The organism is Vibrio sp. 1CM7H (assembly GCF_023161645.1).
Lineage (GTDB): Bacteria > Pseudomonadota > Gammaproteobacteria > Enterobacterales > Vibrionaceae > Vibrio > Vibrio diabolicus.
In genome coordinates this window covers 154,004-170,127 of record NZ_JALNTV010000005.1, presented here as the reverse complement: position 1 = coordinate 170,127, position 16,124 = coordinate 154,004, and the positions used below count along the sequence as shown (strand labels likewise).

At 44.9% G+C, this 16,124-nt stretch carries 15 protein-coding genes; 7 read left to right on the top strand and 8 right to left on the bottom strand.

Translation table 11 applies throughout. From position 1 onward, the window contains the following. Nucleotides 1–6: 6 nt before the first annotated feature. The 4 genes from MSG33_RS18230 to MSG33_RS18215 all read right to left on the bottom strand — a co-directional run bounded on the left by MSG33_RS18230 (nucleotide 7) and on the right by MSG33_RS18215 (nucleotide 6,836). Nucleotides 7–2,991 carry a M6 family metalloprotease domain-containing protein gene (locus MSG33_RS18230; protein ID WP_248381665.1) on the bottom strand — a complete coding sequence of 995 codons (2,985 nt, stop codon included), beginning with the start codon at nucleotides 2,989–2,991 and terminating at the stop codon, nucleotides 7–9. 356 nt (nucleotides 2,992–3,347) lie between these two features. Continuing rightward, the gene (locus tag MSG33_RS18225; RefSeq protein WP_248381663.1) at nucleotides 3,348–4,715 is read right to left on the bottom strand and encodes a TrkH family potassium uptake protein; all 1,368 of its coding nucleotides are present in this window, start codon (nucleotides 4,713–4,715) and stop codon (nucleotides 3,348–3,350) included. Then, the gene (locus tag MSG33_RS18220; protein WP_074191034.1) at nucleotides 4,712–5,374 is read right to left on the bottom strand and encodes a TrkA family potassium uptake protein; all 663 of its coding nucleotides are present in this window, start codon (nucleotides 5,372–5,374) and stop codon (nucleotides 4,712–4,714) included. The genes MSG33_RS18225 and MSG33_RS18220 overlap by 4 nt, the downstream gene beginning before the upstream one ends. Nucleotides 5,375–5,627: 253 nt before the next feature. Further along, nucleotides 5,628–6,836, bottom strand: coding sequence for a DEAD/DEAH box helicase (locus MSG33_RS18215; protein ID WP_248381661.1), 1,209 nt, complete (start codon nucleotides 6,834–6,836; stop codon nucleotides 5,628–5,630). Nucleotides 6,837–7,012: 176 nt separating this feature from the next. Here MSG33_RS18215 and MSG33_RS18210 point away from each other — a divergent pair, with 176 nt between their 5' ends. Continuing rightward, a complete protein-coding gene (locus tag MSG33_RS18210) occupies nucleotides 7,013–8,317 on the top strand; it encodes a hemolysin family protein (protein ID WP_248381685.1) in 1,305 nt (434 codons plus the stop codon). Nucleotides 8,318–8,326: 9 nt separating this feature from the next. Here MSG33_RS18210 and MSG33_RS18205 read toward each other — a convergent pair whose 3' ends face one another. The 4 genes from MSG33_RS18205 to MSG33_RS18190 all read right to left on the bottom strand — a co-directional run bounded on the left by MSG33_RS18205 (nucleotide 8,327) and on the right by MSG33_RS18190 (nucleotide 12,033). Continuing rightward, the gene (locus MSG33_RS18205; RefSeq protein WP_079855598.1) at nucleotides 8,327–9,067 is read right to left on the bottom strand and encodes a transglycosylase SLT domain-containing protein; all 741 of its coding nucleotides are present in this window, start codon (nucleotides 9,065–9,067) and stop codon (nucleotides 8,327–8,329) included. A 220-nt stretch (nucleotides 9,068–9,287) separates the two neighbouring features. Next, on the bottom strand, nucleotides 9,288–10,532 hold the full coding sequence (locus tag MSG33_RS18200; RefSeq protein ID WP_248381659.1) for an NAD(P)/FAD-dependent oxidoreductase: 1,245 nt from the start codon (nucleotides 10,530–10,532) through the stop codon (nucleotides 9,288–9,290). Between the two features lie 7 nt (nucleotides 10,533–10,539). Then, nucleotides 10,540–11,607, bottom strand: a complete 1,068-nt coding sequence (locus MSG33_RS18195) for a methyltransferase (RefSeq protein WP_237283712.1) — start codon at nucleotides 11,605–11,607, stop codon at nucleotides 10,540–10,542. A gap of 27 nt (nucleotides 11,608–11,634) precedes the next feature. Next, nucleotides 11,635–12,033, bottom strand: coding sequence for a hypothetical protein (locus tag MSG33_RS18190; RefSeq protein ID WP_005390458.1), 399 nt, complete (start codon nucleotides 12,031–12,033; stop codon nucleotides 11,635–11,637). Nucleotides 12,034–12,109: 76 nt separating this feature from the next. Here MSG33_RS18190 and MSG33_RS18185 point away from each other — a divergent pair, with 76 nt between their 5' ends. The 6 genes from MSG33_RS18185 to MSG33_RS18160 are packed head-to-tail and all read left to right on the top strand — an operon-like array spanning nucleotide 12,110 to nucleotide 16,114. After that, nucleotides 12,110–12,838: a beta-ketoacyl synthase chain length factor gene (locus tag MSG33_RS18185; RefSeq protein WP_248381657.1), complete on the top strand. Its 729-nt coding sequence runs from the start codon at nucleotides 12,110–12,112 to the stop codon at nucleotides 12,836–12,838. Next, nucleotides 12,835–13,602 carry a lysophospholipid acyltransferase family protein gene (locus MSG33_RS18180; RefSeq protein WP_006742871.1) on the top strand — a complete coding sequence of 256 codons (768 nt, stop codon included), beginning with the start codon at nucleotides 12,835–12,837 and terminating at the stop codon, nucleotides 13,600–13,602. Before MSG33_RS18185 ends, MSG33_RS18180 begins: the two co-directional genes overlap by 4 nt. Before the next feature lie 13 nt (nucleotides 13,603–13,615). Continuing rightward, a complete protein-coding gene (locus MSG33_RS18175) occupies nucleotides 13,616–13,876 on the top strand; it encodes a phosphopantetheine-binding protein (protein ID WP_005382278.1) in 261 nt (86 codons plus the stop codon). Nucleotides 13,877–13,891: 15 nt separating this feature from the next. Further along, nucleotides 13,892–14,149: an acyl carrier protein gene (locus MSG33_RS18170; RefSeq protein ID WP_248381655.1), complete on the top strand. Its 258-nt coding sequence runs from the start codon at nucleotides 13,892–13,894 to the stop codon at nucleotides 14,147–14,149. After that, entirely contained in the window at nucleotides 14,149–14,709 is a 561-nt protein-coding gene (locus MSG33_RS18165; RefSeq protein ID WP_145474319.1) for a hypothetical protein, read from the top strand. The genes MSG33_RS18170 and MSG33_RS18165 overlap by 1 nt, the downstream gene beginning before the upstream one ends. A gap of 4 nt (nucleotides 14,710–14,713) precedes the next feature. Further along, nucleotides 14,714–16,114, top strand: coding sequence for an AMP-binding protein (locus MSG33_RS18160; protein ID WP_248381653.1), 1,401 nt, complete (start codon nucleotides 14,714–14,716; stop codon nucleotides 16,112–16,114). Nucleotides 16,115–16,124 lie beyond the last annotated feature (10 nt).

The window sequence follows — 16,124 nt, the reverse complement described above, 5'->3', positions numbered from 1 at the left end:
ACCGTTTTAGACGCGGCGTCGCCAGCCCAATGCAACGAGTAACATCAGAGCCCAATAAGAAACACTGCCGCTACCTTCAGAGTTCTTGAATGTCGTTGTTTTCAAGGAAGCGACAACCGTAACGGTCACTTCACCTATTGCGGTAGCACCGTTGCCATCTGAAACCGTGTATTGCAGCTTGATGTTATCAACCGCACTATCCGGAGCTTGAAAACGAATTTTACCATTCTCTACACTCGCACTTCCCACGCCCGTTAGGTTCTGTACGCTTTCTACAACCAGTTTATCGCCATTCACATCCGAATCATTGCCAGCAGCATCAATCACAATGCTTTCACCAACGGCAACGGTCGCCGTATCTGCTAACGTGACTGGCGCTGCGTTTTGCATGGTTAAATTGACGGTAGCACTGGAGGTTTCATTACTTGGATCAGTAACAGTTAGACGGAATGTCAGAACCTCACCCGCTTTTATACCTTGAGGCACTGTAAAGCTTGCCGTAGCACTGGTCGAATTTCCGATAGAAACTGAAGTACCAGCCAATTGCTCCCATCGGTAGTTCAACACATCGCCATCCGCATCTGTGCTGTTTGCCGCCGACAATGTTACTTTCTGTCCAGCAGTAATCTTTTGGCTATCCACATCGATGAGCGCTTTTGGTGCTTCATTACTACCAAGTACTTCGACCTGCACGCTCACAACCGAAGACGAATACACGCCGTCCGTAGACAGCAAACGATATTGGAAGCTGTCCAAACCAACGAAGTTAGCTTCAGGTTGGTATTGGTTGCCAGAAATGGTGCCGTGCTCAGGCTTCTGCACAATGTCCACATTGAACTGATATCCTATGGCCATGAAATCATTGTCCATCAGGTTCAGATCGATTGGCGTATTCTTATCGGTTTGCAGTGAATCAGCTTTCGCTTCAACAATGTTGTTCGCCTCCACATTCAAGAGTGCTGCGAACGGAACATAAGAGAATCCGGCTTGCTCTAAACCAAACGTACCTATCTCGTTGTAATTACCAGTCCACATTACAGGCAGAGATGATTTTTCAGTTTTTAGTAAGCGGCCAAAGTCAAAGTTCGATTCAAATTCACCGCCTTCTAATTCCACTACTAACAGGTGCTGACCCGCACTTAATTGGCTTGGTTGAGGGAATAAAATTCGGGATGGCTTTTGGAAGCTACCTTGCTGTAAAAGTTCAGCATTGTTCTGATCCAATATTAATCGGTAGCCCACGTTACCTGAGAATGGGAATCGCCATACTCGATAAGTCATGTCACTTTGAGCGCTATTGCTTTGCGCGTAAAGTTGAAGACCATCAAGCTTTGTCTCAGCATTCAAATCCAATGATACCGCCAGAGTGTTACTGCCACTTGCGTACACATAACCTTGGTGAAGAGAGTTCAACCATGCCGATTTATTTGGCTCGTTTATATGCTCAAGAGAAAAACTGCCGCCGTTGGTATTGCTGGCAATGTTGGAAATACGAACCCCAGTATCAAACCCGGCGATCGCTCTCAGATCCGGGGTCGATGTATCTGAAATGACATTGCCACCATTAGGATACAAATCGCCGGCATCACTGCTTCCATCATGTTCTAACTCATCCAGACCGTCGGCCTGCATGATTTGAACCTGCATCGCGCCAACATCGTTAAAGCGATTTTGGACATTAACCGACGTCGCTAGTATGCCTTCTGCCGCCAATGCTCGGTCGTAACCGCTAAAGGTACGGTTTTCCAAATAAACGCGTGGGCCAAACTCTTTCAAGTACGGGTCGAGATACACCAGTTTGACATCGTCGTTATTCACGGAAATAGGCATCGGGCTTTCATGAGTGATCGTTGGTACAACGAAACCAGCGGCGTGTTTACTCCAGGCGCTCATGTTCACTGGCGTGTCTCCTGCGTATGAGTCTCCCGGTTTCTGTGCCCATGAACCACCACCCATCACGCCCCAAGAACCGATCGAGGCATCACTGTTCCTTGCGTACAAATCCGGCAAGCCAAGCATTAAATGGCCAAGCTCATGTACGATCACGCCTAACGTCGCTTGATGATCAACTTGGTAGTCAGCAAACACACAGTAATCGGCAATTTTTTTGCCATCTAAGGTCACATCATCGTGAGAGAATTTATGCGGCCAAATAGAAGGACGATCAAGGAATCCGGTTGAACGGTCGCCACCAGCAAAAATAAACATCACTGACAACTCTGACGGTTCTACGGTACCATTTTGATTGCTGTCGTAAGCCGAAAGATTAAAGTACGGATCCAGTTTTTGATACGCTTCGGTGAAGACCGCATTCAACTTGGCAGTACAAGTCTTGTCAGTTGAGCTAGAGTGGCAATTTGGGTGGCTTTGCGCCACGGTCACATTGATCACACCATCATTCGCGGTACCATAACTCTCAATCGCAGGGACAACTTTGAATTTCCCTTGAGAGTTTTTATCAAAATAATCGACAACGCTTTGGCCATCGGTATTAAACACACGTTGTTCGAAGTCATGCACCATTGCTTGGTCATCAAAGGAGACTTGCACAACCAACAGTGGTTGTTGCTTCACCGATGAGTTACTCATCGCCTGATAACCTTGCGCCGAACGCAATAGATTTTGGCGCGCCATCGGTTCAATGGTTTTTAGAGAAGATAACTGCGGCTTAACTTGTAGATCCGGGCGAAACTTCGCCGATTCAGGCGCATCACTCGATTGAGTTTTAGCAACACCCGTCGAGCGTAACGTTGGGATGTCTGACTCGCGCTGAATCTGTGCAAAAAACCAAATGCCATCTTCATGAACCAAGGCATTACCTTGTTTATCTTCAAACCAGTGGAAATCGGCAGTACCGCGCAAAATTGCCTCACTAGAGGTACCATCGCTCAACGCAATAGTATGCCAAACTGGTGATGGCGGAGTAGTTGCCATGCTCTTACCTGCAAGAAGCGCAGTTAGCATAGTCAAGGCGAGTGTGTTGAATTTCAAAGTACGGCTCCATCTTTTCGATTCGTTTAATACCAAGCACAGCCAGTACACAATAGCCCATAAACATAGAATTAGGTTGAGTGGCTAACGACTAAGGCTGGTATCAATTCGCTCAGATAACACAATATTATTTAGCATCACGTTACAAAAGCGTCGGATGCCCAAATGCTTTTGTAAGTGTGGCTTCCGAGGGTATAAATTGAGTGAATGAATAGTATCGAAACAAAAGGAAGAAGAAATAAACTTCTGCGACTTTGTAGATAAAATTGGGCAACGTCCCACATATTTTATAAATGTACGAGCACTGCTATTAATCAGTGCTCGTTATGGTCGGTGGGGTGCAGATAAACACTACTTTACCCTGTAAGAACGGCGTCTTCTGGGTATTTGATTAAGGTAGGTTCAGGGCGGGCCAACATGTAGGCAAGCGTGAGTGGCCCGATACGACCAATGATCATTACCACGATCATAATGTACTTGCCAGGTTCAGAAAGCTCTGCCGTCAAACCAGCGGTAAGTCCTACCGTCGCAAATGCGGAAATGGTTTCAAACATGACCTTATCAAAGCTTGCCTTCTCTGTGAGCATCAATAAAAACATCGCGCTTGTCAGAATGGCGCCGCTCACAACGATAATGGCAAGTGACTTAGTCACGGTTTGCCAGTTTACGGTTCGTTTAAACATAACCACATGTTTCTTTTGGCGCAAAAAGGTCCACGTAGCCATGAACGCAACGGCAAATGTGGAAACCTTAATGCCGCCCCCCGTTGAGGTGGACCCAGCACCAATCGACATCAGAACAATCATGATCAATAAAGCTGGCTGGGTAAACTGCGCCAAGTCGACACTGTTGAACCCGGCCGTCCGAGCACTAGCGGATTGGAAGAATGCCGCCAACCATTGACCAGCCAAAGGTAACGATTCCATTGTATTTGGATTACTCCGCTCGAGTAACCAAAACATCACCGTCCCAACAAAGAGCAATATCGGTGTCGCGATAAGCATGATTTTGGTATGAAGATGCAAAAAGTGGAAACCTTTACGCCAGTTCAGCCAGATGTCTCCGACAACAGTAAAACCAAGCCCACCAAAAATGAATAACCCGGCCAGGGTAAAGATAACCAGCGGGTCATTCACAAAGCTCATCATACTGTCTGAAAACAGAGCAAACCCTGCGTTGTTAAACGCAGAAATCGCATGAAATAACGCGTAAAACATGCCAGTTTGCCAGCCCATTTCAGGAACCCAACGAACGGAAAGGAAAATAAACCCAATAGATTCCGCGACAAGCGCAAAAATCACAATCCGCTTCACCAGTCGGTTTAAATTGACCTGTCGGTCTTGCCCTAGTGCTTCTTTCGCTAACGCCTGCTGGCGTAAGCTTAAACGCACACCAAACATATAGAGTAAAACCGCCGACAACGTCATCTGCCCCAATCCACCGATTTGCATTAAAAACATCAGCAAGATTTTCCCGGCTAACGTAAAGTGTTGCCCGGTATCGACAACACCAAGCCCTGTCACACTGATGGCGGATGTTGCGGTAAACAAAGCGTCCGTTATCGAAAGGCCTGTAACAGAAAAAACTGGCAAGGTTAACAGCACGGCAGAAGGCAGCAACACACCGAGAAAACTCAGCAATATAATCCGCGGCTCGTTACCCTTTGCTTTTTCTCGTTTACCATCTGGCGCGTAAAAAACGCCTTTTTGATGAAACTGCGTCATAGTGATTTTAATTTATTTGCCAGCGCATCTTGCGGGCCAACCACAATAATGAGATCGCCAATTTCCAGCTTGGTATTAAGGTCTGGCGCCTTGGTAATTTCTGGGCCCCGTTTAAACCCGAGTACTTGCACACCGTCGACTTTGCACAGTGCTAGGTCACTTAATGTCTTACTCATCCAACGAGATCCAATCACAAACTCCGTCATGGCTAAGCCACTACCTAAAGGGTGGAACTCAAGAACCCGTTTATCGAGCATTTTACGCGCGACACGTATCCCCATGTCACGTTCAGGCATGATAATGTGGTCCGCACCAATCTTTTGCAGGACACGCGCTTGAAATCGATCGTTGGCTTTAACCCATACTGACTTCACTCCCGCTTCTTTGGCGATCAGTGTGGCGAGAATACTAGCGTTAACGTCCGCTCCGATAGCAATCATCACCATGTCGTAATCATCAAGCTTAAGCTCAGCAACCGTCTCTTCGTGAGTACAATTAGCCACAATTGCCTGACTAACAAAACTGGCAGCTTCTTTAACTCTGTCTTCGTTGATATCAACCGCTAAAACTTGAGCTCCTGAATCTTGTAGCTCTTTACATACTGCCAAACCAAATCGGCCAAGACCAATAACGGCGAATTGCTTATCACCTGTTTTCATTTATGCCTCATCTTATGCATTCACTAGCAAGCAAAAAAGTCTGCGCCCATTCCTAACCTTGTGCAAACCTGAGGACAGAGAATTGACAAAAGCTTTACGAAAGCTGACTCACTTTGAGTGTTAAGCGTATGACATAAATTAACTTTTTTCCTCATTACGGCATAAAAGCCAACACTGTCAACCCATGAGTGAATCTCCCTAAAACGCAAAAAGCCGCAACAATGCGGCTTTTGGATCGTAGAGATAAAACAGACTATTTTGATTCGCGCTTATCGTGCGGTTTACGCTTGTTCTTAGGTACGTAATTTAAAATAGAAATCGGCACTGGCTTTCTTGGTGCAAAGCCGTCAATTTCCACTCGCTCTAGCAAGTGCCCTAAACGGCTCTCGATCATACAAAGGTTTTTAAAGTCATCTTTTGAGACTAATGAGATCGCTTCACCTTGTGCGCCAGCACGACCAGTACGACCAATACGGTGTACATATTCATCTGCTGGATACGGTAAGTCGTAGTTAATAACAACGGGCAAGTTATCGATATCAATACCGCGCGCTGCAACACCAGTTGCGACTAGGTACTGGATTTCACCGGCTTTGAACTTTTCTATTAATTCTTGGCGAACACGCTGATTACGGCCACTGTGAAACGCTTCAGCCACAATGCCGCGCTTTTCAAGTTGGCTAACAAGCTTGGCAGCACCGTGTTTGGTTTCAATAAATACCAGTACTTGTGACCAGTCGTTTTCTTTGAGCATGAGACTTAACAGCGACGACTTCATGTCCTTATCGACGGTGGTGATCCACTGTTTGATGTTCGACTTAGATGCACTGTGTTTTGCAATCGTGATCTCTTCAGGATCAATAATCGCGTTTTTCGCCAAATCACGAACAGGGTTAGATAGCGTTGCCGAGAACAGCAGACTTTGAACATGTTCTGGCATGCAATCAACGATCTTATCGATCGCATCGATGAATCCCATGTCCAACATTTTGTCCGCTTCATCAAGCACTAGCATTTCCACTTCATCAAAGTGAATAGCGCGTTGACCGTACAGGTCAATCAAACGTCCCGGCGTACTTACCACAATATCGACACCCTCGATCAAAGCTTGTTTTTGTGGCGCATAATCCACACCACCAAACATCGCCATTGAGCGCAGCGGTAAGTTTTTACCATAAGCTTCAATGCTTTGATGAACCTGAAGCGCGAGTTCGCGTGTGGGCGTAAGAATAATAGCGCGAGCGCGTTTTTTACGTTGCGTTTCGCCTTGACTAAGCTTTTCTAAGATTGGTAGAACAAAACTGGCCGTTTTACCTGTCCCCGTTTGTGCTGCAGCAATTAAGTTGCTACCACGCAGTACGATTGGAATGGCTTTTTGCTGGATAGAGGTCGGTTTTTCATAACCTAGCGCTTTTACTGCATCAGTAATCGATGCGCTTAAACCAAGCTTAGAAAATGGCATAGAAACGTCTCAACAGAGGAAATGGGCGCGTAGTGTATCAGAATCCCAGTGAAGTAACAGAAGGATTCATGCACGTAGAGCCCGATATTAGAGCGCTGCATGATTTACTCGCAACATCACATTTCTTGCGCGTGAATCTAGTTATGCTGCTAACGTGTACATTACTGGGAAACGTTATGGACGTATTACTGCTGGTTGGATTAATCGCACTCAATGGCGCGTTTGCTATGTCAGAGATCGCTCTAGTCGCAGCCAAAAGCGGAAGGCTAAAATTAATTGCAGAACACAACGCCTCTGCCGCTTTAGCGCTCGAACTTAAAAACAATCCGACTCAGTTTCTTTCCACGATCCAAATAGGCATTACCGTCATCGGGCTATTAAGTGGTATTTTTGGTGAAGCAACGCTTTCAGTACCATTCGAAAATTGGTTAGTAACCCAAGGGCTAGAAAGAGAGATAGCCACGGTACTTTCAACGATGAGCGTCGTGCTCATGATCACCTACTTCGCGATTGTGGTGGGAGAACTCGTTCCCAAGCGCTTTGCACAAAACAACGCAGAAACCATCGCTATTATCGTAGCTTATCCGATCCACTGGCTCGCCAAGCTCACCACTCCTTTTGTCTTCTTATTGACGTTTTCAACCGATACTTTTCTCCGATTATTGCGCCAAAACGACAGCAACGGTGAGATTGTTACCGAGGAGGATATTTTTGCTATTGTTAGCGAAGGCTCTGAGTCCGGTGCGATTGAGCCACAAGAGCAATTGATGATTCGCAACTTACTCCACCTTAACGATCGTTTAGCATTATCGCTAATGACACCACGGTGCGATATCCATTACCTGGATGCCAACCAACCTATTGATGTCATCCTTACTGACCTTCGCCAAACCCAACACTCCGTATGGCCAGTCTGTAAGGGTGGTTTGGACAATATTATTGGCACCATTTCATCCAAAGTCCTGCTCGATGAATATGACGAATTGTCTATCATTAAACTGGCTAAACAGCTCAAGCGTCCGCGTTTTGTACCCGAGTCTATGAAAGGGTTACCTCTCCTTAACTACATGCAACAAACCAGTGCAGAAATGGTCTTTATTGTCGATGAGTATGGTGATGTACAAGGCCTAGTAACCCTTTACGACTTGTTAAAGTCGATTGCTGGAGAACTGGGCATGGCGCCACAGCAAGTGTGGGCCAAACAACAAAAAGATGGCAGTTGGTTGATGGACGCGTTGATCCCGCTCAATGAGCTCAAGAATAAACTCGAACTGAGCAGCATAGAAGGCGAAGAGCGAGAAGGCTTTCAAACATTAAATGGGCTTTTGACATGGCTTTATGGTCGAGTCCCAAATGTTGGGGAGCACATTCACTACCAAGGTTGGCGATTTGACATACTCCTCGTTAAAAAACATCGCATTATGCAAGTCAGAGTCACCAAAGACACCGATACATCAACCAACAATAGCGAAGTGGAATAAAGCACGGCCCTATCCCATCAAATTGGGCTGTAAACCTTTCTCTAGTTTTTTCCGTACTTTATAGGAAACATCATTAAGCGTGATTTTTCCTGTATTGTGACGATCGATACCCGCATTTTGTCGGTATGCAATCGAGCCTTGCTTGAACAAAACGAAAGAAGACGGTTTGCCAATCGCAGCAGGATAGAGAATTGCCATATACGCATCTTCCAAGCTATTGATTTTATGGCGATATGGCCAGTAATAGGCTTTTACATAGTCAAGTTGCTCAACCGCGCTCATCCTCGCAAGAGTTTTCGTACTCACTCCTAATGACTCAGCGGTAGAGGGCATAAATTGAATTAACCCTGTCGCCCCACTTCCTGAACCATTTTTGATGCTTGGACTGAAGGTTTCAGCGGTTTCAAATGCCATGCAGGCCATCAGATGATTAGGGTTGATCTCCAGCTCTTCACTAATACGGATGACTTTGCATTTGAACTCTGGAGAAACTTTGCCTCCCCACGCCACCGCGTTCTCGGGATCAACAACCGAAGAGACCGTTGACGCGTCGTGTTCTTTGACAATTCGAGAAAGTAAAGGAAGTGTTTGGCGCAGTCGATGGTTCGAACTCACCAAGCGAATTGATTTGGCAAGAAACTTATCTTTTTTTTGGTGCAGTTTTTGGAACTTTACTAATTTATACAGTTGCTTATAAACCGTTTTCACAACGAAGCCGGATTTAGGGAACACTCCCAAAATGTAATCCATTTCCTACACGTTTAATATAAATATCAGCAACAATGAGTATGTATGTGATCATAATCACTATAAATTTTCTCAAATTCGATACACCTCGAAACAAGTGGTCAAGATGTCTCCAGTAAGCTCGAAGTACAAATAAAAAGGTATTGTCGAGAATAAAAAAGGTCTTACCAATTTCTCGGTAAGACCTAGGTTTACGCATCCTCAGCTAAGAGAATTTATACTCTTACAGTTCCGCTTCTCGAACCAGCTCAGCGAGCGTCGACAAACGTTGTTCGCTTTGTTTTACGTAAGGGTTGTTTGTATCCCAAGCGTACCCAGCCAAAATCGCGCTAATCATCTGCTTAATACGTGGATTCGGGTTTTGGTAGAAAATCACATCTTGCAATGTGCCGTTGTACCACCCCTCCACATAAGTACGGAATGTGTTCACCCCCACCATCAAGCGTTCCGAATACTCTTCTTGCCAGTCAACCACTTCACCATTTAATTGACGAGCTACGCAATCGGCCGCAAATTCCGCCGACTTCATGGCAATGGTGACACCAGATGAAAACACAGGATCAAGAAACTCGCCGGCATTACCAAGCAGCGCGTAGTTTTCTGTCGCTAAGCGTTTGACGTTCGCTGAATAGCCACCCAACTCTCCTGCTGGATTTGGGTACTTCGCGTTTCGCAACAAAGAAGCCAACCCCGGCTCTTCATTCGCCAACTGCTGCAAAGCTGCAAGCTTATCTTCTGGGTATTGCTCGAAAAACTCAGGCTCACCCACCACACCAAACGAACACGTACCATTCGAGAATGGAATTAGCCAGTACCACACATCGTGATTTTCAGGATGCACGGAAATCAGAATTTTATTACGATCGTACTCTGGCTCTTGTGGAGAGATACGATCTTCAATGTGAGTAAATATCGCTTTTCTTGGAGGAAGACAAGAAGGCTCTTCAAGATCCAACAAGCGTGGCAAAACACGGCCAAAACCACTCGCATCCAAAACAAAATCAGCTTCGATTTGATAGGTCTGTTTATCCGGCCCAACAACTTCTAAGCGCGATTTTTTGCCTTCAAACGCCAAGCTAACTAGCTCATGTTGATAACGAATATCGACGCCCTGCTCTGCGGCACTGTCGGCGAGCACTTTATCAAAACTGGCACGTTGCACCTGAAACGTCGTACCTGGCCCTGGGGTATATTTGTCCGTAAAATCGAACTGGGTGTAAACACCATTGCGACGAAATGCAGCGCCATCTTTATATTGGAAGCCAAACTGCTTTACCGCATTGGTCATTCCGGCTTGCTCGACAACCTCCATACATGCAGGAAGCAGGCTTTCTCCGATAGAGAAACGTGGAAAGGTGGCTTTTTCTATGACAACGACATCTATGCCACGCGATTTTAATAACGCAGAAACGGTGGAGCCAGATGGGCCCGCTCCTACGACGACAACTTGCTTGAGCTCTGTTTTCATTCTGAATTTAGTTTGCTTGTAGTTTTAATAAGGTGTGACCAAGGCCAATGTTGTCGGTTCTTTCGGCGACAGATAAACCGGCCGCTTCGACAATTTCTAAGAAATCATCACTGCGATAAAAACGACTATTGCCGTTGGCTAAACAGGTAAAGTAGAGAGAGGTTGCATTAAGACTATAGGAAGCACCCGCGTATTTTTGGGCATCCCAAAATAGCTCCAATACGTAAATAGTATCTCCCTTCGTTAACTGGGCTTTGACTTTTTTAAGGATATTTAGGATCTCAATTGGTGAAAAGCAATCCAAGAACTGGCTCATCCACCATACGTCAGCATGCTCAGGCAATGTTTGTGCTTTATCAAGCATGTTGGCAGGGTATGGACGTACACGCTCGGCGAACTGGTTTTCAGAGACATTTGACATCGCCACTTCTAATTGCTGCGGCAAATCGACAATAGTAACTTCAACATCAGGATCATGCTTACAACACTGAATAGCCCATTTCCCGGTATTTCCACCAATATCCACGAGGTGCTTTGGCTTGCTTGCAAACACTTCTTTAAGCAGTAATGGAAACGAGCGATCCGAATAGAAGTGATCGAACTTAAACCAACTCTGTTTGGCTTGGTCTGGCAGCGTCGACAGACCTTGATAAATCGTCTCCCAATTGCCCAACTCTTTCAAACCTGAAGGCTTACCTTCTTGAATCGCTTCCGTCAAATGCATCATCGCGGCGTAACAGACATCAGCCGTAAAATCCATGTTTGCGTTCGTCATACCATCGTGAAGAAGGTAAAAACCAAGGTTCGCAAGCGAATAGTTAGGTCTTTCCCATAAAACAATATGTGCGCTAATCGCCATATCCAACAATACTTTGACACCATATTCTGACACGCCCGTTTTCTCGGCAATGTCCGTGGCACTCATGCCTTGTGGACCGGCGCTGTCTAGCGCGGCTAAAATACCTAAATCTCGGAGCGTTCTGGCGGTCTGGAACACGATTGGTGCAAAAGATAACTTCTGAGCTTCTGTTTTTGCTTCAAAAGCATTAAAAGGGTCATTATTTTGATTTAACACGGAAAAACCTAACTGCAATTAATATTTTTATTGTTTAGACTGAGAGCCTAACAATGCAATAGCTCGTTGAATATCAACATTCAAGTTGTTTATCCAACGATTGTAATTGCGATGGATTTTGCCATCACTGGCTTTTAGATTTACTGAGTTGAGATAAATAATTGAGTAATATTTGTTGTTATATGGAATTTTTACTTCTGCAAAGTGTTTACGAACGTGAATTTTTGCAATAAGAACGCCTGGGCTTACTTCTTCAATCGTCCAACCTCGGTTGGTTGCCGATTGCACAATGGCCATTTTTACTTGTTTATTTTGAAGATCATAAGCAACTGGAGTATCCTCCACATTCATTACAGGTTGTACTCGTCCACAACCGACAAGAAGCAAAGTTAATAATAACGAGACATACAGCTTAAAACGCGACATGATAATTTCCTTTTTATTATGACTTTGGGTAAAGCCCAATTTGTATCGAGCTGTAAAATAAACAATTTAACCCAATATGCCAAACTCGAAGATCAACATTTCGTTCAATATTGATGCGTGGACAGCGAATTCATTCGGTTTATCCGAATCCAATGAATGGAAACAATGGGCAACAGAGATAAAATGGCCAGAAGATGGCAAAATCAATGTTGCAGATATTCCTGCGATGATGCGCAGAAGAATGAGTCCACTTAGCAAACTGGCAGTGCAAACGGCAATCGAATTGCTTAATCAACATCAGGTTGATTACCTCGTATTTTCGAGTCGTCATGGCGAATTGCATCGCAGTGTTGCGTTAGTTAAAGATATTATTAACGGTGAAGAAGCGTCTCCGATGGCTTTTTCTCAGTCAGTGCATAATACCGCCGCAGGGCTTGCCACTATTGCAACCAAACAGCCCATCCCCCTAACTTCGATCGCTGCGGCAGAAAACACATTCCAAAGTGCAATATTAGAAGCATGGCTGTTTTTGTCCGACAATCCTGACAAAAAAGTTCTGCTTGTTGATTTTGATGAGCCTATGCCTGACTCTTATTTAGAATATGAAAACCAACAATACCAAGGGTTTGGACTCGGCTTGATACTTTCTCATGGAGATGGCTTCACGGTGCAAAGCGGCATCAGTACAAAATGCTCAAACCACCCGTTGCCACAAGGCTTAGCGTTTTTGCAACACTACTTGTCAGATGAAAATAAGTGGACTATTCACGCTCCGCAACAAATTTGGGAATGGCAAAAGCAATGAGTCGCTTAAATCAGTATTGGCGTGTGCTAGCAACCGGCTTTTGTTTTTCAGTATTTGGGTTAGGTGGTTTAGCACTGAGCTTCATTGTTATTCCGACCATTCGTATTTTCGTTTCGGATCAAACGGAACGTGAATATAAAGTTCAAGGTGCCATTCGATATTCATTCAACACCTTTTGTAAATTGATGAAGTTAAGTGGAGCAATCGATTACGAAATTATTGGTGCCGATATTCTTCAACAAGATCGTAATTGTTTAATTGTTGCCAACCATCCTAGTTTAATCGATTACGTTCTCATCGCTTCACAATTAAATCGCTGCGACTGTTTAGTAAAATCGGCAATATGGTCGAATCCTTTTATGAAGCACATCGTAAAAGCAGCCGGATATATTCCCAATGAAGCGCCGGATGATTTATTAGCACTTTGTGATGAACGATTTAACAAAGGCAACGTGTTGCTTATATTTCCTGAAGGGACAAGAACAACACCAGGTGTAGAACCAAAATTACAACGCGGCGCAGCACAAATTGCGGTAAGAACAGAACGAGATTTAAGGGTTGTCCATATTACGGTAACGCCAAGTTTCCTCACAAAAGAGAAAAAATGGTATCAAGTACCGGCAACAAAGCCTTTTTTCAGGGTTGAAGTTAAGGATAAAGTTGAGATTGACCCTTTTATAAAGCAAACTACGTCGCCGACAATAGCGGCGCGACGCTTACAACAGCACCTAGCTGAAAACATTTTTCCAGAAAACTTTTATTAATAAGCAGGTCCCAGTGGAACAGTTACACAACGACATTAAGCAACTTATTATTGATGCTTTAAACCTTGAAGATTTAACCGTAGATGATATTGAAACGGATGCACCACTTTTTGGTGATGGACTTGGCTTAGATTCTATCGATGCACTTGAGCTTGGACTCGCAATTAAAAAACAATACAACATCGTTATTGATGCCGACGACTCAAACACGCGCGAACACTTTGCTTCTGTAGCAAACCTAGCGAAATACGTTTCTTCTCAAACTAATGAATAAGTTGTAGGTATATTCATGACTGATGTAAATAAAGATCAAGTATTTGAACAAGTTAAAGATGCGCTTGTTGAGCTGTTCGAAATTGACGCAGCCGACATTCAGTCAGATGCGCACTTATACCAAGATCTCGACCTTGATAGCATTGACGCCGTTGATTTGGTCGTACACCTACAGAATGTCACTGGCAAAAAAATCAAGCCAGCAGAGTTTAGTGCTGTAAGAACCGTTGACGATGTGGTTAACGCCGTCACTAAGTTATTGAAGGAAAGTTAATGCGCCAATTGCTGACTGGTCTGTCTGCAATTGTACTGTTTGCCTACCCCTTCGCCGTCTATTTCGGTATAGATAAATTTGGCTTGAACTTAGTCGGGGGCTTGTTAATTGCTGCGTTACTTTTGCGTGTTTTCGTCGCAAATAAGACCCCACTAAAAGAGTTTAAATTCTTGGCGCTCGCTACGGGCGCTGTTGGCATTGTTCTAATTACACTTGGCATGGTGTTTAAACAACACGGGTGGCTTCAGTTTTACCCTGTGGTTGTCAATGTATGTATGCTGTGTGTCTTTGGACTGAGCTTAAAACAGCCGCAATCAATCATTGAAAGGCTTGCTCGCTTGCAAGAGCCTGACCTTCCGGCTAGTGGCGTGGCTTACACACGCAAAGTCACGATGGTTTGGTGCGTTTTTTTTGTACTGAATGCCGCTTTTGCGCTCTATACCTGTTTCCTACCAGTAAAAATATGGACGCTTTATAACGGCCTCATCAGCTACTTACTTGCTGGTGGCTTGTTCGCTGGAGAATGGATCGTGCGTCAATTTGTTCGAAAGGAACACTAATCGTATGAATACAACGTATTCGAACTTTACCTCCCTAGCGACCTTGTTCATCGCAGAGCGGTCTGAGCAATCCCCTGTCTCTTACGATCGCGATACGGTTATCACTTGGGGTGATTTCCAGAAGCACGTCGTAACGCTTGCTCAGCAGTTAGAAACCCAGCCAACGCAAAACATTGCGTTGTGTTTTGGCAACAGCTACCTGTTTGCCGTTGGCTTTTTTGCTTGTTGCCACGCAGGAAAATCCATTGTATTGCCTGGTAATTACCAACCAGAAGCACTCAAAGAACTCAGTGAGCACTACGATTTATTGCTGCACGATGCCGATGTCTCTGTTCCAGAACAGGTGAGTTCACTCCTAGTAAAAGCTCAATCATTGGTAGACATCACCTTGATTCACGAGCAACAGGTAGACCAACCTTATGTTTGGCGTGAATTGAATCTGGCACAAATACCAGTGACGCTATTCACTTCTGGTTCAAGCGGCAAACCAAAAGCCATTGAAAAAACGCTGAAACAGCTCGATGTCGAAGTGTCTATTCTAGACAACCTATGGGGCGACACGGTTGCCAACACACGCGTTGAAAGCACCGTCTCTCATCAACACATTTACGGCTTGCTGTTCCGCGTATTGTGGCCTTTGTGCTCTGCACGTCCATTTTCAGCACACAACCTTGAGTTCCCAGAGCAAATTGTCCATCACGCCGATGCTGACACCACGCTAGTAAGCAGCCCTGCGTTACTAAAACGACTCAGTGAAGAGCATAATCCGGTTGCGATTCGGTGCGTATTTTCTTCTGGTGGCCCCCTGCCAAACCAAGCCGCGCAACACAGCCAGCTGTTGTTTGGGTCACTTCCTATTGAAGTCTTTGGCAGCACAGAAACCGGCGGCATCGCTTACCGTCAGCAGCACGTAGCCAGCACTCCTTGGACGTTATTCCCTGGTGTTGAAGCCGAGCTTAACCATGAAAATTGTTTAAAGCTCCGCTCGCCACACATTGATGAAAACACTTGGTACCAAACTGCGGATGAATGCTATTTCCATGATAGTATTTCTTTTGAATTGCGTGGACGCACTGACCGAATCGTCAAAGTCGAAGAAAAGCGTATTTCCCTTGTCGAAGTGGAAAAACGTTTAGAGCAACTGCCGTGGGTTCAAGAAAGCGTGGTGATCCCAATGGAAGAATCTGGTCGCCTCACATTAGTCTCGATCATCGTACTTAACGATAAAGGCGGTGATGTGCTTAATGAACTTGGTAAAGGCAAGTTTTGGCTTGAGCTTCGCAAGGCACTGCGCAATTGGTTAGAACCGATCGCTATCCCGAGAAAATTCCGAGTGGTCGACGAAATTCCATTGAACAGCCAAGGCAAACGCCAAGTTGCTGAAATTGAAAAATTATTCCAATAAAGCTAGTAAC

Excerpts from the sequence above, each read along its gene's own strand:
- MSG33_RS18170 (WP_248381655.1), top strand. The coding sequence starts at position 13,892 with ATGACTGATGTAAATAAAGATCAAGTATTTGAACAAGTTAAAGATGCG.
- MSG33_RS18200 (WP_248381659.1), bottom strand. The coding sequence starts at position 10,532 with ATGAAAACAGAGCTCAAGCAAGTTGTCGTCGTAGGAGCGGGCCCATCT.
- MSG33_RS18160 (WP_248381653.1), top strand. The coding sequence starts at position 14,714 with ATGAATACAACGTATTCGAACTTTACCTCCCTAGCGACCTTGTTCATC.
- MSG33_RS18225 (WP_248381663.1), bottom strand. The coding sequence starts at position 4,715 with ATGACGCAGTTTCATCAAAAAGGCGTTTTTTACGCGCCAGATGGTAAA.
- MSG33_RS18210 (WP_248381685.1), top strand. The coding sequence starts at position 7,013 with ATGGACGTATTACTGCTGGTTGGATTAATCGCACTCAATGGCGCGTTT.
- MSG33_RS18165 (WP_145474319.1), top strand. The coding sequence starts at position 14,149 with ATGCGCCAATTGCTGACTGGTCTGTCTGCAATTGTACTGTTTGCCTAC.
- MSG33_RS18220 (WP_074191034.1), bottom strand. The coding sequence starts at position 5,374 with ATGAAAACAGGTGATAAGCAATTCGCCGTTATTGGTCTTGGCCGATTT.
- MSG33_RS18190 (WP_005390458.1), bottom strand. The coding sequence starts at position 12,033 with ATGTCGCGTTTTAAGCTGTATGTCTCGTTATTATTAACTTTGCTTCTT.
- MSG33_RS18180 (WP_006742871.1), top strand. The coding sequence starts at position 12,835 with ATGAGTCGCTTAAATCAGTATTGGCGTGTGCTAGCAACCGGCTTTTGT.
- MSG33_RS18205 (WP_079855598.1), bottom strand. The coding sequence starts at position 9,067 with ATGGATTACATTTTGGGAGTGTTCCCTAAATCCGGCTTCGTTGTGAAA.
- MSG33_RS18185 (WP_248381657.1), top strand. The coding sequence starts at position 12,110 with ATGCCAAACTCGAAGATCAACATTTCGTTCAATATTGATGCGTGGACA.
- MSG33_RS18215 (WP_248381661.1), bottom strand. The coding sequence starts at position 6,836 with ATGCCATTTTCTAAGCTTGGTTTAAGCGCATCGATTACTGATGCAGTA.